At 61.3% G+C, this 21304-nt stretch carries 18 protein-coding genes; 2 read left to right on the forward strand and 16 right to left on the reverse strand.

Annotation, left to right across the window (positions count from 1 at the left end; translation table 11 throughout):
- Positions 1 to 107 precede the first annotated feature (107 nt).
- Positions 108 to 596 (reverse strand): hypothetical protein, encoded by a 489-nt coding sequence (locus CWS72_RS20920; RefSeq protein ID WP_101252592.1) that lies wholly within the window; start codon positions 594 to 596, stop codon positions 108 to 110.
- 392 nt (positions 597 to 988) lie between these two features.
- Here CWS72_RS20920 and CWS72_RS20925 point away from each other — a divergent pair, with 392 nt between their 5' ends.
- Positions 989 to 3496 carry a hemerythrin domain-containing protein gene (locus CWS72_RS20925; protein WP_241911832.1) on the forward strand — a complete coding sequence of 836 codons (2508 nt, stop codon included), beginning with the start codon at positions 989 to 991 and terminating at the stop codon, positions 3494 to 3496.
- 145 nt (positions 3497 to 3641) lie between these two features.
- Positions 3642 to 4916 (forward strand): nucleoside recognition domain-containing protein, encoded by a 1275-nt coding sequence (locus CWS72_RS20930; RefSeq protein WP_101252593.1) that lies wholly within the window; start codon positions 3642 to 3644, stop codon positions 4914 to 4916.
- Between the two features lie 7 nt (positions 4917 to 4923).
- Here the strand turns inward: CWS72_RS20930 and CWS72_RS20935 are convergent, their stop codons facing one another.
- The 15 genes from CWS72_RS20935 to rpsF all read right to left on the reverse strand — a co-directional run bounded on the left by CWS72_RS20935 (position 4924) and on the right by rpsF (position 21007).
- Complete coding sequence (locus CWS72_RS20935) at positions 4924 to 5472, reverse strand: DUF4405 domain-containing protein (RefSeq protein WP_158240750.1); 549 nt, start codon at positions 5470 to 5472, stop codon at positions 4924 to 4926.
- 175 nt (positions 5473 to 5647) lie between these two features.
- On the reverse strand, positions 5648 to 8470 hold the full coding sequence (locus CWS72_RS20940) for an EAL domain-containing protein (RefSeq protein ID WP_101252595.1): 2823 nt from the start codon (positions 8468 to 8470) through the stop codon (positions 5648 to 5650).
- A 172-nt stretch (positions 8471 to 8642) separates the two neighbouring features.
- Positions 8643 to 9356: an SDR family NAD(P)-dependent oxidoreductase gene (locus tag CWS72_RS20945; protein WP_101252596.1), complete on the reverse strand. Its 714-nt coding sequence runs from the start codon at positions 9354 to 9356 to the stop codon at positions 8643 to 8645.
- A 5-nt stretch (positions 9357 to 9361) separates the two neighbouring features.
- Positions 9362 to 10819: an amidophosphoribosyltransferase gene (gene purF / locus CWS72_RS20950; RefSeq protein WP_101252597.1), complete on the reverse strand. Its 1458-nt coding sequence runs from the start codon at positions 10817 to 10819 to the stop codon at positions 9362 to 9364.
- A 19-nt stretch (positions 10820 to 10838) separates the two neighbouring features.
- A complete protein-coding gene (locus CWS72_RS20955) occupies positions 10839 to 11495 on the reverse strand; it encodes a CvpA family protein (RefSeq protein ID WP_101252598.1) in 657 nt (218 codons plus the stop codon).
- Positions 11496 to 11520: 25 nt separating this feature from the next.
- Positions 11521 to 12921 (reverse strand): DNA repair protein RadA, encoded by a 1401-nt coding sequence (gene radA / locus CWS72_RS20960; protein WP_101252599.1) that lies wholly within the window; start codon positions 12919 to 12921, stop codon positions 11521 to 11523.
- Between the two features lie 60 nt (positions 12922 to 12981).
- Positions 12982 to 13755, reverse strand: a complete 774-nt coding sequence (locus tag CWS72_RS20965) for an ABC transporter ATP-binding protein (RefSeq protein WP_101252600.1) — start codon at positions 13753 to 13755, stop codon at positions 12982 to 12984.
- Positions 13752 to 14525, reverse strand: a complete 774-nt coding sequence (locus CWS72_RS20970; protein WP_101252601.1) for an MlaE family ABC transporter permease — start codon at positions 14523 to 14525, stop codon at positions 13752 to 13754. The genes CWS72_RS20965 and CWS72_RS20970 overlap by 4 nt, the downstream gene beginning before the upstream one ends.
- Positions 14522 to 15673 (reverse strand): alanine racemase, encoded by a 1152-nt coding sequence (alr, locus tag CWS72_RS20975; RefSeq protein ID WP_101252602.1) that lies wholly within the window; start codon positions 15671 to 15673, stop codon positions 14522 to 14524. The genes CWS72_RS20970 and alr overlap by 4 nt, the downstream gene beginning before the upstream one ends.
- A 102-nt stretch (positions 15674 to 15775) precedes the next feature.
- Entirely contained in the window at positions 15776 to 17293 is a 1518-nt protein-coding gene (locus tag CWS72_RS20980) for a replicative DNA helicase (protein ID WP_101252603.1), read from the reverse strand.
- Positions 17294 to 17373: 80 nt separating this feature from the next.
- Positions 17374 to 18594, reverse strand: a complete 1221-nt coding sequence (locus tag CWS72_RS20985; protein ID WP_101252604.1) for an SAM-dependent methyltransferase — start codon at positions 18592 to 18594, stop codon at positions 17374 to 17376.
- 138 nt (positions 18595 to 18732) lie between these two features.
- Positions 18733 to 19308: a 50S ribosomal protein L9 gene (gene rplI, locus CWS72_RS20990; protein WP_101252605.1), complete on the reverse strand. Its 576-nt coding sequence runs from the start codon at positions 19306 to 19308 to the stop codon at positions 18733 to 18735.
- On the reverse strand, positions 19308 to 20246 hold the full coding sequence (locus tag CWS72_RS20995; RefSeq protein ID WP_101252606.1) for a DUF2232 domain-containing protein: 939 nt from the start codon (positions 20244 to 20246) through the stop codon (positions 19308 to 19310). Before CWS72_RS20995 ends, rplI begins: the two co-directional genes overlap by 1 nt.
- Before the next feature lie 54 nt (positions 20247 to 20300).
- Positions 20301 to 20570: a 30S ribosomal protein S18 gene (rpsR, locus tag CWS72_RS21000; RefSeq protein ID WP_101252607.1), complete on the reverse strand. Its 270-nt coding sequence runs from the start codon at positions 20568 to 20570 to the stop codon at positions 20301 to 20303.
- Positions 20567 to 21007 (reverse strand): 30S ribosomal protein S6, encoded by a 441-nt coding sequence (rpsF, locus tag CWS72_RS21005; RefSeq protein WP_101252608.1) that lies wholly within the window; start codon positions 21005 to 21007, stop codon positions 20567 to 20569. The genes rpsR and rpsF overlap by 4 nt, the downstream gene beginning before the upstream one ends.
- Positions 21008 to 21304: the final 297 nt, after the last annotated feature.

Consider the following 21304-nt stretch of genomic DNA (forward strand, 5'->3'; position numbering starts at 1 on the left):
CAAACGCTCGCGGTCTTCGACGGAAAGCAGGATGCAGACGGTCTGAGCCATGCCGAGAGAATCGCATGATTCAGGCTGCCTGTGAATCCTCCGTTTGCGTCAATGCACTAGCGATCCAGATCGCCCCAGCCGACCACCTTCCAGCGGCCGTCGGTCTGGCGTTGCAGATGGAACCCGCTTGACGGCGCCGTCGCCGGGCCGATGACTTGGCCTGCGGACATTTCCTGCTGTTCGATGATGATCTCGACGTCCTGGTCCGGGGTGACGCTGCGCTCGGAGATGACCCGGTAGGCCAGGTATTTCGTCGGATCCGCGGGGTCGCTGAAAATTCCGGCATATTGCTCTTCGTCATCGTCGACCATGCGGCACAGGTCCGGCCGGCCCCATTCGAAACAGGCCAGCAAGGTTTCGACGGCGCAAAGCGGCGTTTCGGCGCGACCGATGCAGCGGCTGGAGGTGGCGCGTTCGTCGGTGCCGATGATGCGCCACGGGACTGCGCCGTCATGGTCCCGCTGCTCGCCCGCCATCACGGCGCTGGCCGATGCGGCGGATAAGACGGCGGCGAAGCAGATTGTTATGACGACATGTCGAAGCATGGGGAATGGCTACCATAGGCGTTTGATCGGGGCCAGCCTGAACTTCCTTTTTCAATTCCGGGGCGCGGGGCAGTCAATGAGTGGAGCCGCCGGTGGTCGCGGATATTTTTGGAATTATCCGTAGATCAGGGATGGCTCTTGAAAATACATCGTGATCAATGTGTCGAGATTGGTTAAGACATATTGTTGAGTATGTGATGTCTTGCTTTGATATTCACGTCGAATTCCAAACATATTGCGGATGTAATATTTTATTGTTCGCAATGCAGGCTGTTTTCCTGGGGAAACGGATGCGCGTTGTAAAAGTTGCCACAGGCATTCATTGGGTGGATCTTCCTGAGGTAGACCTCAGAATCCTATGCGGTTGCCCGGCGGATGCCATCAAACATCTGATGAAACGCGGGCTGGTGCAAAAAACGGACATCGACGGTTCGGCCTGCGAGACGGGGCCGAATGCCATTCTTCTCTCGGACGTGGCCGTACAGAACGGCGAGTTCAGCAACCTGTCCGAATTTCCCATCCTGCAGATGCTCTACCGGCAGGGGATGATTCTTCCCGGTCATCCCAACAACAAGGGGGCGAGGCCGCTGCTGATCGGCCTCAAGGAGCAGGTCGCGGCGCAACTCGCCTACATTCATCGAGGCAATTACGGTTTGACCTCGAAAGAGGAGCTGATCGCCGCCGGTGTGCCGGAGGCCGAGGCCGTCGAATGGATGCGCGTAAAGCAGCGCTTCGCCTTTGGTCGGATACGGGCATCGCATGAACTGATCGACAGTTGCATCATCGGCGAGACGCCAGTGGATATAAGGCCCGGGGTGACCATCCGGCGGCTCGACCTCAATGTCTACGAGATCCGCCACGGAACGGACGGCGTGGTGATTAATCTCAATCTTGAACCCTTTGAAACCTATGAGCCGCCCTATCCGCTCAATTATCACAATTTGCGGCGCGAATATTTCGCGGTGGTCCATTCGGGGGAGGGGGACGGCTGGGACGTCAACCGGCCCACCATGTCGAGCGTCCTGATGTTCCAGGGGAAAGTTTTCCTGATCGACGCCGGTCCCAATCTGCATGCGGTGTTGAAGTCGCTGGGGATCAGCATCAATGAGGTCGAGGGGATCTTCCAGACGCATAGTCATGACGATCATTTCTGCGGGCTGACCACCCTGATCCGGGCCGATCGGCGCATCCGCTATTTTGCGACTGCCGCGGTGCGCGCGGCAGTCACCAAAAAGCTGGCCGCGCTGATGTCCATCACCGAGGCCAGCTTCGAGGAATATTTCGACGTCCGCGATTTGGAAATCGACCGTTGGAACGACGTGGACGGATTGAACGTCAAGCCGATGTTCTCTCCCCATCCGGTGGAAACGACGATCTTCGCCTTTCAGGCCCTGTCCGAATCCGGGGTGATGTCTTACGGGCATTATGCCGATATTGTCTCCTTCGACGTTCTTGACCAGATGACCACGGAGGATCCGAACCTGTCCGGGATCTCCCCGGCGCTGGCGGCCAAGGTCCGCGACAGTTATCTGATGCCCGTCGACGTCAAGAAGATCGATATCGGCGGCGGCCTGATCCACGGTTCGGCCGAGGATTTCGCGGAGGACCGCTCGAGCAGGATCATTCTCGCCCATACGGCGGTGGAATTGTCCAACACCCAGCGCAAGATCGGATCGGGCGCTCCATTCGGGACGGTGGACGTCCTGATTCCCTCGGTGCGCGATTACGCCTTGCAAAAGGCGCATGGTTTTCTGACCGCCTATTTTCCGGACGTGCCGTCCAACGACCTGGAAATGCTGCTCAACCGGCCGATCCTCGACATCAACGCCGAGGCCATCGTTTTGCGCCAGGGGGAGTTGTGCGGTGCGGTGACCATGTCCTTGACCGGTTTGATGGAGGTGGTCGACAACGAGGGCGACAGCCGTTATCTGCTGTCATCGGGCATTCTGATCGGCGAATGCGCCTGCCTTCATGAACGTCCGGTCACCAAGACCTACCGCGCGGCCAGCTTCGTCAAGGCGCTCACCTGGCCGGCCGAGTTTTACCGCAACTTCATCCGGCATAATCACCTGATGGAAACCATTCTGGCCACGGCCGACATGCGCGGCATTTTCGCCCGCACGCGGCTGTTCGGTGAAAATGTCTCCATCCCCGTGTTGAACCGCCTGGTGCGGGTCTCCTCGACGCTCTCGCTCAAGCCCGGCGAAGCGGTGGACGAAGGCGGCGATTGCCTGTTCCTCATCCGCTCCGGACTGCTGGATCGGCGGATCGGGGGAAAAGTCGCGGAGGTTCTCGAGCCTGGAGATTTCTTCGGCGAATCCATGGTCTTGCATGGCCGGCGACCGCTCAGCCGCATCATCGCCCATAAGGCCTGCGACCTGATTGCCATACCGGGGGCGATGCTGCGGGACATTCCCATCGTTCGCTGGAAATTGTTCGAGACCTATCTCCGCCGTCTCAGCGTGCTGGTGGCGCCGTCCGGAGTGGGGTCGGTTTTTCCATGGAGTGCCGATTATGCGGTGGGGGTGCCGCTGATCGATCACCAGCATCAGAAACTCTTCGAAATCGCCAACCGGGTCATTTTGGCGTTTGACCGCGGGGATGTCGCCGAAACGAGCCGGACCCTGTTCGAGCTTTTTGAATATAATAAGTATCATCTCGATGAAGAGATAAAATATCTCAAAAAGATCGCATTTCCTGACGTGGAACAGCACGAAATAATACATGCTAAATTCCGGAAAGATATCGTTGTGGGGATGGCTGTGTGGAAAAATGGTGATGCGATGGAACTGATTGATCGGTCGGAATTTATCGAATTTTTCCATGCCTGGATCATTGACCATATCTTCAAAGAGGATAGAAAGTTCGCGCGATATCTGTACGGTGGATATGCCGAATAGAGCCCCGTCCGGATCCGAGACTTCCCGTCTCGGCGCCTTGCGCCTTGGTGTGGAAGATGAACCTTATTGGGGTTGCAGGCGCGATCTTGGAGCATGATTCGACGGAATCGTATCCTGTTCCGGAAAGGCGGGAAGGGGAGCGCCGGTGAATATCGTCTTTTTTGTCCTGATCGCCGCGGCTTTCGGGGTTGCCGGGTGGCGCCAGGTGACGCAATCGCCCACGGCGGCCGGCGTCCCGATGGAGGCTCTGGGACAAGCCGCCCTGAAGTCGGCGGAAGGGGCCGTCACCCTCGGGCTGGGGTTGATCGGCACCATGGCCCTGTTCCTCGGCATCATGAGGATCGCCGAGGCCGGCGGCCTGATGCGGGTGCTGGCCCGTCTGCTCAGGCCTTTGCTGCATCGGCTGTTTCCCGAGATTCCACCTGATCATCCGGCGATGGGCGCCATGGTGATGAATGTCGCCGCCAATGTCCTGGGCCTGTCCAATGCCGCGACGCCCTTCGGTGTTCGGGCCATGCAGGCACTCGACCGGCTCAATCCGCGCAAGGGTGTGGCGACCGACGCCATGGTGCTGTTCCTCGCGCTTAACACCGCCAACGTCACCTTGCTGCCGACCCATGTGATGGCGCTTCGCACGGCGATCGGTTCGCATGATCCGGCGGCGGTGATTCCCACGACCTTGTTCGCGACCCTATGGTCGACCGGTTTCGCCATCCTTTTTGCCAAATGGGGGGCCCGCTGGTTTCCGGCGGACGGCGCCGTTTCCTCCGAACGGACGGATGAGATGGCGGACGAGCCCGTTCCGGAAGAGGTGCCTCCGGCTTATCCGCTTTGGGTATCGGTCCTGGCGGGGGTGGTCTGTCTTTTGGTGATCCCCGTGACGGTGATCTGGGGGCGTGTCGTCTCGCCATGGATCATTCCGTCCATGCTGGTCGGCGTTCTGGGCTACGGCCTGATCCGCCGGGTCGCCGTCTACGAGGCCTTCGTCGAAGGGGCGAAGGACGGCCTGGCCGTTTCCTTGCGCATCCTTCCCTATCTGGTGGCGATCCTGGTCGCGGTCGGGATGTTCCGCGACAGCGGGGCGATGGAGTTGCTGATCGTCCCGCTCGGCCGGCTCACCGGCGCCTTGGGTCTGCCGCCGGAAGCTCTCAGCATGGCCGTTCTGCGGTCGCTGTCCGGTTCGGCGTCCTTCGGTTATCTGGCCGCCCTGCTCAAGGATCCCGCCATCGGGCCGGATGGTTATCTGGGTATGCTGGTCAGCACCATCTACGGTTCGTCCGAGACGACCTTTTACGTCCTGGCCGTCTATTTCGGCGCCGCCGGCGTCAAGCGCATCCGTCACGCCCTGCTGGCCGGGCTGCTGGCCGACCTGGGCGGGACGGTATTCTCGGTGTTGATCTGCGGATGGCTTTACGGATAGTCCCCGTTCAGCGGGGCTTTTCGTCCAGGATAACGCGGAGCAGGTTCGGAAGCCTGGTTTGCCCGGCGGCGGCGATTTCCGCCAGGGAATCATCGGGGCCGGACACGGGGTAGCCGGCGGATCGCAGCCGTTCGATCATCTGGTCCGCAGGTTGGCCGAGGACCGGGGCTACCGCCGATAACGGAGCCCGCTCGACGGCTTTGACGACCCGGGCCATGGGGTTGCCTTCTCCGCCGGTCCCGCTCGCGGAGGCGATGAACCCGCCGGTGATCGCCATGACCACGATGAAAATCGCCAGAGAGCGTCTCTTCGTCACCAGATTGGCGAAGGCGCTCCAGTTGCGCGCCACATGGAAGGCCGCGCCCGCCACGAATATCAGGCCCAGCCATTCATGGGCGGATTTCACCAGGCGCTCTTGAAGATGAAAGAACATCAGGATGCCGGTGACCGCGATCACCGCGAACAAGGCGGTGGTGATGGCCGTGGCATATTGGCGCAACAGCCGCGTGGTCAGGGGAAGCGTGGGAGTGAGGGGGGCGGATTGGATATGCGACACCGTCGAAATTCCTGTCAGGATGAAACGTTGACGAAGAGTCTCATGACTCTGTTGCGTGATTGCGTCATCGAGGGGGCTTTATGTAACGAATGGTTGCGTTCAGCTAGCTTGTTTTTCAAGCCCTTGGCCTTAGCGCACGCATCCGCGTGCTTGGCCGCGGCCTCAATGGCCGCTTCTAATGAATTGTCTCTTCCACGCTCCGGTGTGCGAAGAGCTCGAAACTTTCCACAGGCAGCGGTCGGCTGAAATAGTATCCCTGGTAATGATGGCAGCCATGGGAGGAGAGAAATGCGCGTTGCGCTTCCGTTTCCACCCCTTCTGCCATGACCGACAGACCGAGACTCTGCGCCAGGGCGACGATGGTCCGGGCGATCGCCGCATCATTGGGATCGGTCAGCACGTCGCGAACGAACGATTGATCGATCTTCAGCTGATCGAGCGGCAGGCGCTTCAGATAGGACAGGGAGGAATAGCCGGTGCCGAAATCGTCAAGGGAGAAGCTCACTCCGGCTCTTTTCAATGCCGACATTTTTTCGATGATGTCCTCCACATTGTCGACGAGCATGCTCTCGGTCAGTTCCAGTTTGAGCCTTTGCGGATTGGCTCCGGTGCGTTTCAACACGCCCTGCACTTTTTCGACGAAATCGGTTTGACGAAACTGGCGGGCACTGACGTTGACCGCCAGGCTGAGATGAGCCATGCCCGGTTGGTGTGACCAGGCGACGATCTGGCTGCAAGCGGTTTCCAGGACCCACTCGCCCAGCGGCAGGATCAATCCTGTCTCCTCGGCCAGGGGGATGAATTCGTGGGGGGAGACCATGCCGCGGTCGGGGTGGTGCCAGCGGACCAGGGCTTCCGCACCGACCGATTGGCCGGCGCCGTCCACCTGGGGCTGGTAGTAGAGCAGAAGCTGATTGTCCCTGATTCCTTGGCGTAAGGTCGCTTCCATGGCGGCGCGCGCCTGGACGGCGGCCTGCAGCTCGGGATCGAAGAAGCGCAGCGTGTTCCTGCCTGCGGCCTTCGCCTGGTACAAGGCGATATCGACCTGCTTCAGCAACTCCTCCACGCTTTCCTGATGGTCTCCGAACAAGGCTGCGCCGACACTGGCCGTACCATGATGTTCATGTTCGGAAACGCTGTAACGAGAGGAGAGGGCTGCGAGGATTTTCTCGCCGATCGTCTTGATCTGGGCCGCCGCCTCTTCCGGGTTTTCACTCAGATTTTCCACCATGACGACGAACTCGTCGCCTCCCAGGCGGGCCACGGTATCGCCTTTACGGACGCAATTGGACAGGCGTTCCGCCACCTGTCGAAGCAACTGATCTCCGGTTTCATGACCGAACGTGTCGTTCAGCGTTTTGAAGTTGTCCAGATCGATGAGCATCAGCGCCCCTCCGCATTTGGTGCGTTCGCGGGACGCCAGGGTCCGGTGGAGCCGATCGAGGAGAAGCCGGCGGTTGGGCAGGTCCGTCAACGGGTCGTGATAGGCGAGATATTCGATTTCAGTCTGCGCCGTTTTGATCTGGCTGCGCGTCCGCAGGGTTTCCATGCCGAAGACGAGGTTGCGTGCCAACTCCTCCAGCAGCGCGATTTCTTCGGTGCCGAACGCGTCGGATTCCGCGGCATATATGGTGAGAGCGCCTATCGTCTGCGCATGGCTGACCAAGGGGAGCGCGATGCTGGCGGTGTAGCCGCGCTTGATCGCGGCTTCTCGCCACGGTGCCAAGGTCGGATTGGTCAGGATATTCTGGTTGACTTGGCATTTTCCGGTGTCGATGGCCTTGCCGGTAGGACCTCGGCCGATGGCAAGCTCGGAACTCCATGAAATCCGGGTGTTCTCCAGATAGCCGTCCTCATAACCCGATTGGGCGACGGGCCGGACCGTTTTTTCCTCGTCATTTTCGGCAAATCCGACCCAGGCCATCAGATATCCCCCCACCTCGACGACCAGTCGGCAGATATCGGATAGAAGCGCCGGCTCGTCCGCGGCGCGTGCCAAGCTCAGGTTGCCTTCGCTTAAAAGCCGCAAGGCCCGGGTAAGGCGTTGCCGCTCCTTCTCCGCCCGTTCGCTTTTTTTGATGCCGATTCCGGTGATGGTGACGACCAGAACCATCAGGATGATCGTCATGACCGATTGCTTGTGCCAATCGCCGAGGAAGTCGTCGTTGGCGATACCGACAAAAATATAGCCGGGATAATTGTCGACTTTGCGGTACGACATGACGCGGGCGGTCTTGTCCAGCCAACTCGTTACATCATATGCGCCGGTTTCCGGGGCTTTTTGGAGAGCCCTGGTTAACGCTTCCTGCGTGATCCTGGTGCCTGTCGACGAATAACGGCCTTTCGCTTCCGGATGGCGGGCGACGATTTCCATGTCGAGGTCGAGCAAGGTGACGACGCCCTTGGGGCCGATATCGATGGCTCTGAACAGCTTCTGGAATTGCTCAAGCGTGATCAGCGCCAAAACCGCGCCCCCGAACGAACCGTCGGGACGATTGATGCGCCGGCCCAGGGCGATCGACCACTTTCCGCTGATCCGTCCGATCACCGGCTTGGAGACGAACAGGCCGGAATCCGGGTCGTCGCGGGCACGGATGAAATAATCGCGGTCGGCAACGCTGCTGCTGGTCGTGTTGCCCGCCGCCTCCCCGATTCCGTAGCGAAGATGGCCCGTCTCATCGACGATCCTGAGCGCGTCGAGTTCCGGATGATGTTTGATCTGACGATGGAGAAAAACGTTGATCGATGTTTCATCGATCCCCTTGGCAAGCTCGCTCTCCATTTCCTCGACGGTATCGAGCAAGGTGATGTCGATGCGATAAACCATGGCGGAAATGGTCTGTTCGAGAACCTGCGCCAAACCGTCCACCAACGTTGCCGCCCGGTCATGGGCCTGCTGGCGGCTTTGGAATAGCGCAGCGATCACGATGAACGCGATCAACAGATCGACAAGGACGAAGACGACGATCCTGTGCGTCAGATAGGGCGGGCGTGCCATCTCGGATCACTACTCTCAGATGGGCGGCTCCTCCGCCCGTATCCCAGGGTAGCTTAACGCCAATGCCGATGTTGCAAAAGCGAGATCACCCCTCTGGTTGATTCAATTGTTAATGGATCAACGCGGGGTGGTCTTGTCTTGAGGAATCCCTTCCGACGGCGGTACTTCGCTATCAATAAGCGCTGACGATTTCTCCGGTGCGTTGGCAATCGGGAGCGGCCAGGTCGACAAAAACCTCGGTGACGGCCTCGGGTGGCGTGAGGGTTTGTGGATTTTCACCAGGAAACGCCTCGACCCGCATGCGGGTGCGGACGACGCCCGGATCGACCAGATTGACCTTCAGCGGGCTGGTGGTGGCCGCTTCCGCCGCCCAGGTCCGGGCCAGCGTTTCCAGGGCCGCCTTGCTGGCGGCGTAGGCCCCCCAATAGGGATGGGCGCCCTTGGTTATGCCCGAGGTGACGAAGATCGCCCGACCGGCATCCGATTGGCGCATCAAGGCGTCGAACCCGCGGATCAGCCGCCAGTTGGCGGTGACATTGACGGCCATCACTTCCGTCCAGTCGGACAAGGCGAAATGGCCGACGGGGCTGAGGCCGCCCAGGACGGCGGCATTGCCGACCAGAATGTCGAGACGTCCAAAGCGTTGATAAAGCGCCGCGCCCATCTGGTCGATGGCGTCGGCGTTCCTGAGGTCGAGCGGCACCAGCGTCGCCTGGTTGCCGTCCTTGCGGATCTGGTCGTCGATCTCTTCCAGCGCGCCTTGGGTGCGGGCCAGAAGGATGACATGCGCCCCCTCCGCGGCGAAACGGCGGGCGACGGCCGCGCCGATGCCGCGCGAGGCCCCGGTGACGAGGGCGACCCGCCCTTGCAGCCGCTTGAGGGACATCGCCGTTAAAGGCCTTCGGTCATCAATGACAGGCCTTCCTGGCCCTGGCCGCCATTCTGGTCGGCCAGCATCACCGGATAATCGCCGGTGAAACAGGCGTCGCAATATTTGGGATGCTTGGCGTTGCGTTCGCTCTCTCCGACCGCCCGGTAAAGGCCGTCCAGCGAGATGAAGGCGAGGCTGTCGACGCCGATCAGCTTGGCCATTTGTTCGACGTCGTGATTGAAGGCCAGCAGCTTTTCGCGTTCAGGCGTATCGATGCCATAGAAACAGGAATGCGTCGTCGGCGGCGAGGAGATGCGCATATGCACCTCGGTGGCGCCCGCCTGGCGGACCATTTCGACGATCTTCGTCGAGGTGGTGCCGCGCACGATGGAATCGTCGACCAGGATGACCCGTTTTCCAGCGATGTGGGCCCGATTGGCGTTGTGTTTCAGCTTGACGCCCAGATGCCGGATGGTATCGGTCGGTTCGATGAAGGTGCGTCCGACATAATGATTGCGGATGATCCCCAACTCGAACGGAATATTGGCCTCCGCCGCGTAGCCGAGTGCCGCCGGCACGCCGGAATCGGGAACGGGAATGACCACGTCGGCCTCGACGGCGCTCTCGCGGGCCAATTCGCGGCCGATCTGCTTCCTGACCGAATAGACGCTGGTCCCTTCCATGACGCTGTCGGGACGGGCGAAATAAATATATTCGAAAATGCAGAAGCGGCTGCGGGTCTTGACGAAGGGCTTGATGCTTCTGAGGCCGTTGTGGTCGAGGATGATCAATTCGCCGGGTTCGACGTCGCGGACGAAATTGGCGCCGACGATGTCGAGGGCGCAGGTCTCCGAGGCCAGAATCCAGGCGCCGCTCGGCAACTGGCCGAGAACCAGCGGGCGAATTCCCAAGGGATCGCGGACGCCGATCACCGAGTTCTGGGTCAGGGCCACCAGCGAATAGGCGCCTTCGACCTGGCGTAGCGCGTCGATCATGCGCTCCTCCACGGTCGAATAGAGGCTGATGGCGATCAGGTGGACGATCACCTCGGTATCGGTCGTCGATTGGAACAGGCAGCCGCGGCGCACCAGTTGTTTCCGGATGGTCAGCGCGTTGGTCAGGTTGCCGTTGTGGCCGATGGCCAGTCCGCCGAATTCAAAATCGGCGAACAGGGGCTGCACATTGCGCAGCATGGTTTCGCCCGTCGTCGAATAGCGGACGTGACCGATGGCCATATGGCCGTGCAGGGTCTTGATGATGGCTTCCGAGCCGAAGTTGTCGGCGACGTGGCCAAGTCCGCGGTGGCTGTGGAAATGCTCGCCATCGAAGGCGACGATGCCTGCCGCCTCCTGGCCACGATGCTGCAGGGCGTGCAGCCCCAGAGCCGTATGGGAGGCGGCGTCGGAATGGCCGTAGATGCCGAACACCCCGCACTCTTCGTGCAGATGATCGTCGTCGAAGGGATGGGTGGTCAGCATTATGACGGCGAGCTCCTGGCTACTTGCTACCTGTCGTTTCGATCAGCCGCTCAAGGCTATGGCTGTCGTAGGCAGGTTGTTTGTCGTTCTGGGATTGGTCGGCGGATTTCGGTTTCGGCATCGACAGTCGTTCGTACATTTCCTTGGCCTGGCGGGCCTGGTTGACGGCGTTGCTGGCGTCCGAAGCCTTCTCATCGATACCGGTCACATAAGCCGGTACCAGCGATTGTATCATGTTCGCCCCGGCCTTCAGCAGGGGACGTGTCTTGGCATTGGTCAGAAGCTGCGGCTCTTCCGGGGCCATCAGCTTGGTCACCACCATGAAGCACAGACTGGCCAGAACCAGACCGCGCAGCAGGCCGAAGGCGAAGCCTAAGGAGCGGTCGACGGAGCTGATCGCGCTTTTCTGCACACGCCGGGAAATGGCGTGGGTGATGAAAGAGGAAATCAACAGGGCGACCAGAAAAATGGCGACGCCACCGGCAATATCGGCCAGGGTCTGACTGGCAATGTAGGGATGAACGAGGGGCCGGACAATCGGCAATCCCCACAAGGCGGCGAGACCGGCGGCAATCCAGCCGGTCATGGCCAGCACTTCGTAGACGAAGCCGCGCATCAGGGCGAACACCCCGGAAGCAAGCAGCACGACGACGACGGCAATGTCGACAGCGTTCACGGTTCTTTATCCCGTCAATGACACTTTAAGCCTTGCCGCCCGGGCGGAACAAGGACACCAAATCCTGCACATGGCCGACGCGGCGAATGCCGATCGACCCTACACCAGCGTTTTTGCCGGATGTCCTGCCCGCCGGCGAGGACTGCCTGCGGACCACCGGCATCAAAGCCTGGGCGAAGCCCAGTTTCGTCGCCTCCTTCAGACGACCATCCATCTGGCTGACGGCGCGAATTTCGCCGGACAGCCCGATTTCGCCGAAGACCACCAGATCGGCTTCCACCGGCACGTCGTTGGCCGAGGACAGCAAAGCGGCGGCCACCGCCAGATCAGCCGCCGGCTCGCTGATACGCAAACCGCCGGCGACGTTCAAATAAACGTCATTTCCCGCCAAAGCAAGACCGCAACGCGCATCGAGCACGGCAAGAACCATGGCGAGGCGTCCACCATCCCAACCGATTACCGCCCGGCGCGGCGTGCCGAGCGCGGACGGAGCCACCAAAGCCTGGATCTCCACCAGCATCGGCCGGCTTCCCTCAATGCCGGCGAACACGCATGAGCCGCTTACGTTACCGCGCCGTTCGGCGAGAAACAGGGCCGACGGATTGGCTACACCGGCCAAGCCGGCATCGCCCATCTCGAAGACGCCGATTTCATCGGTGGCGCCGAACCGGTTTTTTACCGAGCGCAGAATGCGGAACGGATGACCTCGTTCGCCTTCGAAATAAAGGACGGTATCGACCATATGTTCGAGAACGCGAGGGCCGGCGATCTGCCCGTCCTTGGTCACATGGCCGACGAGAAACAACGTAAAACCCCGGCGTTTGGCCAACCGGATCAGCTCGCTGGCGCAACTGCGCACCTGTGCGACGGTGCCTGGCGCCGAATCGAGACTGTCCAGATACATAGTTTGAATCGAGTCGATGACAACCACTGCGGGGGACTCGCCATGGTCGAGACTGGCTACGATATCACGCAGGGCGGTGGCCGAGGCCAATTGCACGGGCGCGCCTTGCAGGCCGAGGCGCCTGGCCCGCAGACGAACCTGTTCGATCGCTTCTTCGCCGGAAATGTAGATACAGGTGGCTTGGCTGGCCAAGGCGGCGACGGCCTGCAGCAGCAGGGTCGATTTGCCGATGCCGGGATCGCCGCCAACCAGAAGGGCGGAACCGGGGACCAGCCCGCCGCCACAGACCCGGTCCAATTCGGCGATTCCGGTGAGCCGCCGGGGTGGCGGCTCCGATCCGCCGTCGAGGCCGACGAAATCGATGTGCCGGCCGCCCTTGCCGCTCAGGCCTTTGGGAACGGATTCGGCGGGGGCCTCCTCGGTGATCGAATTCCACGCGCCGCACGCTTCGCACTTGCCGGCCCAGCGCACATGGGTGGCGCCGCATTCCTGGCAGACGTAGCGGGGGGAGTTTTTGGCCAAACAGAAGGCTCCGTCATTTCCTGTCCCTCGTCCGCAACATGGACGGGGGGAATGATTTTATTACCGCCGCAGTTCCATCTTGATCGGACCGTCGGCCCGGCCATGGATGAATTGATCGACATAAGGGTTGTCGGCGCGATCGACGTCGACGGTGGCGCCGGTCCAGATCAGACGGCCATGATAAAGCATGGCCATCCGGTCGCTGATTTTGCGGGCCGAGTGCATGTCATGGGTGATCGAGACGGCGGTGGCGCCCAATTCCTTGACGCATTTGACGATCAGATCATTGATGACGTCGGCCATGATCGGGTCGAGGCCGGTGGTCGGCTCGTCGAAAAAGATGATCTCCGGCTCGGCGGCGATGGCGCGGGCCAGGGCGACGCGCTTTTGCATGCCGCCCGACAATTCCGACGGGGACAGGTCGGCGACGTCCGCGGCCAGGCCGACCTGAGCCAGCTTTTCAACCGCCTTCTTCCGGGCTTTCCGGCGGTCCATGCGCAATCCCTGGATCAGGCCGAAGGCGACGTTTTCCCAGACGGGCAGAGAATCGAACAGGGCGCCCCCCTGAAACAACATGCCGAACTTCTTCATCACCCGCTCATGGTCGCGGGCCGACATGTCGACGACATCCTCTCCATCGACCAGAATCCGGCCCCGATCGGGGCGCATCAGGCCGAGGATGCATTTCAGCGTCACCGATTTTCCGGTTCCCGATCCGCCGATGATGACGAAGGATTCGCCTCGGGCGATGTCCACGGTGACACCGTCCAGCACCGTCTTCGGACCGAAGCTCTTGTGGACGTCGATCAGTTGGATCTTGGGCTGGTCGGTCATTTGTTGAAGAACAATGCTGTCAGAACGTAATTGGTGGTCAGGATCAGGATCGAGGCCGAAACCACGGCGTTGGTCGTCGCCTGGCCGACGCCCTGGGCGCCGCCGCGTGAATGATAGCCGTTGTAACAGCCCATCAGCGAGATGACGAAGCCGAACACCGAGGCCTTCACCAGGCCCGACAGCACATCGATCGGCTTCAGATATTCCCAGGTGCTGTGGATATAGGTCGCCGGATTGTAGCCCAACTGATAGGCCCCGACCAGGAACCCGCCGAAAACGCCGATGATGTCGGCGATCAATACCAGGCAGGGGACCATCAGGATCCCGGCGATGAGGCGCGGCGCCACCAGATATTTATAAGGATTGGTCGATAGGGTGGCCAGGGCGTCGATCTGTTCGGTGACCTGCATGGTGCCGATTTCCGCCGCCATCGCCGCGCCGATGCGCCCCGCCACCATCAGGCCCGCGAGCACGGGCCCCAATTCGCGGGTCATCGAGATCACGACCACTGTGGCGACTGCTCCCTCCGCTTGGAAGCGGGCGAACCCGGTATGGCTTTGCAGGGCGAGAACCATGCCGGTGAAGATCGCCGTCAGGCCGACCACCGGCAGCGAAAAATAGCCGATTTCGAGCATCTGCCGGCCGATCAGCCGATGATAGATCGGTGGGCGCAGGCAATGCGACAGGGCAACCGCGGTGAAGACCGACAGGCGCCCGGTATGTTCCAGGAAACTCAGAAAGACGCGCCCAACGGCGGCGAGCAGGTTCATCGCGGCGATCCGTTCAGATAGTGGCGATGATAGCGGCGCCCGAGCGATGTCAGGATTTCATAGCCGATGGTGCCGGCGGCGCGGCCCAGATCATCGACGGAATTGTGCAGACCGATCAGAGAGATGGTGGCGCCGGGCGTGGCGAGTTCATTGGGGAGGCCTGTGACATCGAAAATCACCAGATCCATCGATACGCGTCCAACCAGCGGCACTCGATGTTCTCCCAAATATCCACAGCCCCGGTTACCCAGCGTACGGAACAATCCGTCGGCGTATCCCGCCGCGACCACCGCCAATCTGCCGGGAGTCCGGGCAAGATGCGTCGCACCATAGCCAACGCTCTCCCCGGCGTCAACGTCGCGCACCTGAATGATCCTGGCATCCAGCCTGACCACCGGGCGCATCGGATTGTCCCCGGTTGCGGTGGGTTGGACACCGTAGAGGGCGGCTCCCGGACGGCACCAGTCGGCTTGCCAATCGGAGCCGAGAAAGATACCCGACGAGGCTGCCAGGCTACCGGGCAGACCGGGAAACAGCGCACGGGCGGACCGGAAGGCTTCGAGTTGCTTCCTGTTCAAGGGATGAGCCGGTTCGTCGGCGCAGGCCAGATGGCTGATCAGCAGGATTGGCCGGATGGCCGCCAGCGTCTCGGCGTCTCCGGCAAGAAGGCGAGCTTCATCCGCGCACAAGCCGAGACGGGACATGCCGGTGTCGACATGCAGCACCGAGGGCAGGGGGCGGCCGAGGCGGTTCGCCGCCGCCCGCCAGCGGGCGATCTGTTCGGTGGAGTTCAAGACGGGGGTGACGCCGGCGGCGGGGAATTCCTCCTCGCAACCGGAGAAAGGCCCGCTCAACACGAAGATCTCGGCCTCGGGCAGAAGGGGGCGAAGGACCAGCGCCTCATCCAGGGTGGCAACGACGAAGCGGCGGCAGCCGGCATCATAAAGGGCGGGCGTGACGCGGGCCGCTCCCAGTCCATAGGCATCGGCCTTGACCACCGCGGCGCAACGGGACGCCGGGGCGACCTTCGCATTGAGGAAACGCCAGTTGGCCACGATGGCGTCCAGGTCGATGGTGAGGATCGCTCCGGCGCGCGCCGCGCCGTGATCGACGCTTGGACCGGCCAAGCGTCCGTCGGACTCCGTCATGGTTGCTCGTTACCCATTATTTTGAAATGCGTCATCGCTTCGTCCGCGGACAAGGCGATGACGACAAAAGCGGCGGGGGAGATATCGGTCTCAAGGTGACTGTCATTCCGTCGGAATCTCGGTGCCGTGCCAGTTGTCCAGGTCACCGAACCGGGTGTATTGGCCGTCGAAGAACAGGCGGACGGAACCGACGGGGCCGTGACGCTGTTTGGCGACGATGGCCTCGGCGGTGTTGAAGACCTCCGAGCATCGCTTCTGCCAGTCGGCGTAACGGGTATTGAACTTCTCTTCGTTTTCTTCGGGACGGCGTCCCGGTTCGGCGCGTTCCAGATAATACTGTTCGCGGAACACGAACATGACCACGTCGGCGTCCTGCTCGATCGAGCCCGATTCTCGCAAGTCCGAGAGCAGGGGGCGCTTGTCCTCACGGCTTTCGACCTGGCGGGACAACTGGGACAGGGCCAGCACCGGTATGTTCAGTTCCTTGGCCAGTGCTTTCAGGCTGCGGGTGATGTCCGAAATTTCCTGGACGCGGTTTTCCACCCGCTTGCCGGTGGTCCCGGCCAGCAATTGCAGATAGTCGACGACGATCATGCCCAGGCCGTGGGTCCGGGCCAGGCGTCGCGACCGGGTGCGGACGGCCGAGACCGACAGCGCCGGCGTGTCGTCGATATAAAGCGGCAGTTGGTGCAGTTCCTGCGAAACGATCACCAGGCGCTCGAATTCCTCGTGCGACAGTTCGCCCTGACGAATCTTGTGCGAGGCGATCTCCGCCCGTTCGGCCAGGATACGGGTGGCCAGCTGTTCGGCCGACATTTCCAGGGAGAAGAAGGCGACCTTGGCGCCGTCGATGACCTTTTTCTCGCCTCCGGGGCCGATTTCCTCGCGGTAAGCCTTGGCGGCGTTGAAGGCGATGTTGGTGGCCAGCGCCGTTTTTCCCATCGACGGACGTCCGGCGAGGATCAGCAGATCCGAAGAGTGGAGGCCGCCCAACTTCTGATCGAGGTCGCGCAAGCCGGTGGTGACACCGGAAAGTTTGCCTTCGCGCTTATGGGCGGTTTCGGCCTGCTCGATGGCTTCGATCAGGGCGACGCGGAATTCCTTGAGCCCCCCTTCCGCCTGACCCGCCGTCGCCAGGTCGAACAGCTTCTTTTCCGCCGTTTCGATCTGGCCCTTGGCGTCGCTTTCGATTTCGGTTTCGAAGGCGTCGTTGACCATATCCTCGCCGACGGCGATCAATTCCCGGCGTAAATGCAGATCGAAAATCAGCCGTCCGTAGTCTTCGGCGTTGATGATGGATGCCGCCGCCGCCGCTAATCGGGTCAGGTAGGCGTCTCCGCCCAGTTCCTGCAGGCCGGGGGCGTTGCTCAGATAGGTTTTCAAGGTGACCGGATTGGCGATCTGGTTCTTTCCCACCAGAAGCTGGCAGGCCGCGTAGATCTGGCCATGCACCGGATCGGCGAAATGCTCGGCCAGCAGAAATTCCGAAACGCGCTCCAGGGCGCGGTTGTTCATCAGAATCGCGCCCAGCAGGGCCTGCTCGGCCTCGTAATTCAGGGGAGGCGTGCGGGAAATGGCGCCCGCGTCGGGCGCCATATCGGGGGTCACCGGTTTCAGCATGGCGACATGGTAGCAGAAGGCGGGGGGCTCGTCAGGGCGAAGTGGCGTCCGGCCTTGTGGAAAACGGGAAAAGTGCCCTGTTAACTATGGGGATAACTCGTCTCGGCGAAGGCCATGTAATCGCGTGTCGCCGGCAAAACTTCGGCATGGTGGGCCAACTGCATCTGCCAGACCATCAAGCCTTGATGACGGAAGGCACTCTCCGATCCTGAAAGGTAGAATTCCCACATGCGGCAGAAACGCTCATCGTAGAGTGCCGCCGCCTTTGCCCGCTGTTGCTCGAAGCGCATCCGCCAATGCCGCAGGGTGTCGGCGTAATGCGTGGGGCGCAGGATCTCGATGTCGGTGGCGCGCAGGCCGCTCACCTCCACCGCCGACAGCACTTCCGAAAGCGCCGGCGAATAACCACCGGGAAAGATGTATTTGCGGATCCAGGCGTTGGTGGCCCCCGATCCGTAACTGCGGCCGATCGCGTGCAGCAGGGCGATACCCTTGTCGTTCAGCAATTCGCCCATCCGGCGGAAAAAAGTCCCATAGTTGCCGACGCCGACATGTTCGAACATGCCGACCGAAACGATCCGATCGAAGCGGTCGGCGAGTTGCCGGTAATCGGCGAGTATGAACTTGACCCGGTGGGAAAGCTGCTCTTCCTCGGCGCGGCGCCGGGCCACGGCCAGTTGCTGCTCGGACAAGGTGATGCCGGTCACCTCGACATCGTGATGGCGGGCGATGCTGAGGGCCAGGCCGCCCCATCCGCAGCCGATATCGAGAATACGTTGCCCCGGCTCCAGCAGCAGCTTGCTCATGATGTGATATTTCTTCGCCTGTTGCGCTTCTTCCAGGGTCGTGTCGGAGGCGGTAAAGTAAGCGCAGGAATACTGGCGATCGGGATCCAGGAAGAGCTTATAAAGCTCGTCCGAAAGATCGTAATGATGGGCGACGTTGCGCCGGCTCGTCTGCACCCGGTTCCATTGCTGCAGGCGGCGGACGAGAAAGGAAAGCCGCTCCTGGAAACTGAAACGGGGATTGGCGCGAGTCATATTCTCGCTGGCCAGGGCGATGAAATCGTGGAGGGTGCCTTCCTCGATGGTGAGCGTGCCGTTCATATAGGCTTCGCCGACGGCCAGCGATGGCTCGATGACGATGCGCCAGTGAAGGCGTCTGTCGTGAAGGCGTACAGTAACGGGACGGAATTCCGGCAGTGGCTTTCCGTCGAACAGGTGGGGCCGTCCCGAGGCATCGATTACCGTCAGGCGGCCATAGCGCACGAGATGGCGCAGAAATGGCACGAACAACAGCATGACAAATGAAACATAGGAACAAAGACCGCCTTTTTCCAGGCGTCTTTGGTCATGCTGTTAAAAAATCTAACACGCCCTTCGGTAAAGCTACCGAAGGGCGTGCCATATGTCAGGCAGCGGAACGTTGGAAAAGCCTTCTCAGGCCTCGGTTTCGGCTTCGGCCTCGACCTCGGCGTCATCCGTCTGGACGGCGTCGACGACCTCTTCCTCGTCCTCGGCGGGGGCCTCGACGTTCGTGCTCGCAGCCCGTGCCGCACGTTCGGCTTCTTCCTGCGACCGGGCGACGGTGACCTTCACCAGCACCGAGACTTCCGGATGCAGGGAGACGCGAACCTGGGAGGATCCCAAGCTCTTGATCGGATGATCCAGGGCGACCTGGCGGCGTTCGACGGTGAACCCTGCCTCCTTGACCGCGTCGGCGACGTCACGGCCCGAAACCGAACCGTAGAGCATGCCGCCCTCACCGGCCTGGCGGATGATCAGGATGGCGAGACCATCCAGCTTGACGGCCACGGCCTGGGCCTCTTCGCGGCGTTGCAGATTCTGCGCCTCGAGCTGAACCCGCTGCGATTCGAAACGAATCTGGTTTTCCTTGGTGGCGCGCAGAGCCTTTTTCTGCGGCAACAAATAATTACGGGCGAATCCAGGCTTCACCTTCACGGTGTCGCCCATCTGGCCCAGCTTCTCAATGCGCTCAAGCAGGATGACGTCCATCACTTCTCCTCCTGGCGGCCAACGACCTGAAGTCGCCGCAGCCTCGTCCAATGCCTAACCAATCCCAGTCCCGCAACGGCGACCTGCGCCCAGCCGAACAACACAAAAAACGCCACATAGAAAAACGCGAGCATCATACCCGCGTTGGACCGGCGGCGCAGCGTTTGATGCACCACCGCCAATCCCACAAACATTTGCGGCCACATCAATACCACGGCGGCGTTACGCGCGAGGTATCCGACATTACCACCGGCCGTTAGGCCGATAATCGCCGCGCCGACCAGAGCCGCCAACATCCAAAGCGGCAATTCCAGCGCACCGTAGTCCGGCGACGACCGCAACGCATGTCCGGCCTTCGCCACCGTCCATTGCGCCAGCATCCCGTTCAGCACCGCCATGATCAACCATGCGCTTCCCAGCATGGCGGGAAACAAGGCGGACCACAAAGCGACGGCACCGTCGCGAACTTCCACCGGCGTCAAGGGCCCCATCTGATCGAGGAGCTGCGTCACATAACGCCGCGCCTGCTCCTCGAAACCGGTCCCGGAGCCCATGATCAGGGACGTACCCAAGACCATCAGGACGACCGCCGCGGCAGCAAGCCAAGCCAGTAACGAGCCCGGCGGATACCAAACGACTCCTCCCTGAGGAACCGGTCGATATTGCACGGCGAGCCGCACCAGAATGACCGCCGGCAACAGCGCCGCTGCGGCGAATACCGGTGCCGCCGATGGTGCCGCAGCCACGATCACGGCCAAACCCAAGCCGCTTCCCAGCAAGGTCCGTCCAAACCCCCAACTGAGGCCGATCATCACAAGCGGTAAGGGCATTACATACGCCAGAACCGCGCCCAGTCCTCCTCCTCCGGTTAGAACCGAAAGATAAACTAGCGCGCTGGCCACCCCTGCGACGATCGACAGACCGAGGTCTTTGGACATGCATTCCCCGGATGGCGGAACGATCGCCCGGCAGGCCGGGCGATCGTGCCAGCCTTACTTCACGACGTAGGGCAGCAGACCAAGGAAGCGGGAACGCTTGATGGCCCGGGCCAATTCGCGCTGCTTCTTCGCCGAAACCGCGGTGATGCGGCTCGGGACGATCTTGCCGCGCTCGGAAATGAAGCGCTGCAGGAGCTTGACGTCCTTGTAGTCGATCTTCGGAGCGCCTTCGCCCGAGAACGGGCAGGTCTTGCGGCGACGGAAGAAGGGTCTGCGCGGAGCGGCGCTGGCGCCGGCACCCGGCGTACGGGTTTCGGTCTTCATGCCTCACCTCCTTCGGTGGCGCGGGGTGCACGGCTGTAACCGCCCTCGCGGCCATAGCCACCTTCACGGCGCGGACGATCGTCGCCGTCGCGGCGCGGACGCTCGTCTCGCTGATTTTTACTGAGCATCACGGCGGACGGCCCTTCTTCAAGCTCGTCGACGCGAACCGACAGATAGCGCAAGACGTCTTCGTTGATCGACATCTGACGCTCGAACTCCTTCACGGCAGGTGCCGGAGCGTCGACGTTGAACAGGACGTAATGGCCCTTGCGGTTCTTTTTGACGCGGTAGGCGATATTACGCAGGCCCCAATATTCACGCTTGGAAACCTGGCCGCCGTTGGAAATGATGATGTTGGCCAATTCTTCGGTCAGGGTTTCCACCTGAGGGGTGGCAAGATCCTGGCGCGCGATGACCACGCACTCGTAAAGCGACATTCAAGCACTCCTTATGGCTTGTCTCTTCTCGTCGCGCCCCATGTCGAAGGCGTGCGAGCATAGCCGGCCCCTGCCGGCAAGGAGCAAGAAGGCGCGCAATATACACGAATCCTTTTGGCATGCAAGCGGGGCGTCGAAAGCGCGGAAACCCGAGTCCGGGAGCGCGTTCGGGCTCCGGGGCGTTCTTGGGGGATCTGCCTTAGGGAGGGGTGTTCCTGAATCATTCGCTGATGTATATAGATGGCCATAGGTTTTTCATTACAAGAATGATCGATGTTAATTGGTTAATTGATCGTT

This window comes from Telmatospirillum siberiense (assembly GCF_002845745.1).
GTDB lineage: Bacteria > Pseudomonadota > Alphaproteobacteria > Rhodospirillales > Magnetospirillaceae > Telmatospirillum > Telmatospirillum siberiense.

Excerpts from the sequence above, each read along its gene's own strand:
- CWS72_RS20945 (WP_101252596.1), bottom strand. The coding sequence starts at position 9,356 with ATGTCCCTCAAGCGGCTGCAAGGGCGGGTCGCCCTCGTCACCGGGGCC.
- CWS72_RS20980 (WP_101252603.1), bottom strand. The coding sequence starts at position 17,293 with ATGCTGAAACCGGTGACCCCCGATATGGCGCCCGACGCGGGCGCCATT.
- purF (WP_101252597.1), bottom strand. The coding sequence starts at position 10,819 with ATGCTGACCACCCATCCCTTCGACGACGATCATCTGCACGAAGAGTGC.
- alr (WP_101252602.1), bottom strand. The coding sequence starts at position 15,673 with ATGACGGAGTCCGACGGACGCTTGGCCGGTCCAAGCGTCGATCACGGC.
- CWS72_RS20965 (WP_101252600.1), bottom strand. The coding sequence starts at position 13,755 with ATGACCGACCAGCCCAAGATCCAACTGATCGACGTCCACAAGAGCTTC.
- CWS72_RS20995 (WP_101252606.1), bottom strand. The coding sequence starts at position 20,246 with ATGTCCAAAGACCTCGGTCTGTCGATCGTCGCAGGGGTGGCCAGCGCG.
- rpsF (WP_101252608.1), bottom strand. The coding sequence starts at position 21,007 with ATGTCGCTTTACGAGTGCGTGGTCATCGCGCGCCAGGATCTTGCCACC.
- CWS72_RS20940 (WP_101252595.1), bottom strand. The coding sequence starts at position 8,470 with ATGGCACGCCCGCCCTATCTGACGCACAGGATCGTCGTCTTCGTCCTT.
- rplI (WP_101252605.1), bottom strand. The coding sequence starts at position 19,308 with ATGGACGTCATCCTGCTTGAGCGCATTGAGAAGCTGGGCCAGATGGGC.
- CWS72_RS20985 (WP_101252604.1), bottom strand. The coding sequence starts at position 18,594 with ATGCTGTTGTTCGTGCCATTTCTGCGCCATCTCGTGCGCTATGGCCGC.
- rpsR (WP_101252607.1), bottom strand. The coding sequence starts at position 20,570 with ATGAAGACCGAAACCCGTACGCCGGGTGCCGGCGCCAGCGCCGCTCCG.
- CWS72_RS20970 (WP_101252601.1), bottom strand. The coding sequence starts at position 14,525 with ATGAACCTGCTCGCCGCCGTTGGGCGCGTCTTTCTGAGTTTCCTGGAA.
- CWS72_RS20925 (WP_241911832.1), top strand. The coding sequence starts at position 989 with ATGAAACGCGGGCTGGTGCAAAAAACGGACATCGACGGTTCGGCCTGC.
- CWS72_RS20920 (WP_101252592.1), bottom strand. The coding sequence starts at position 596 with ATGCTTCGACATGTCGTCATAACAATCTGCTTCGCCGCCGTCTTATCC.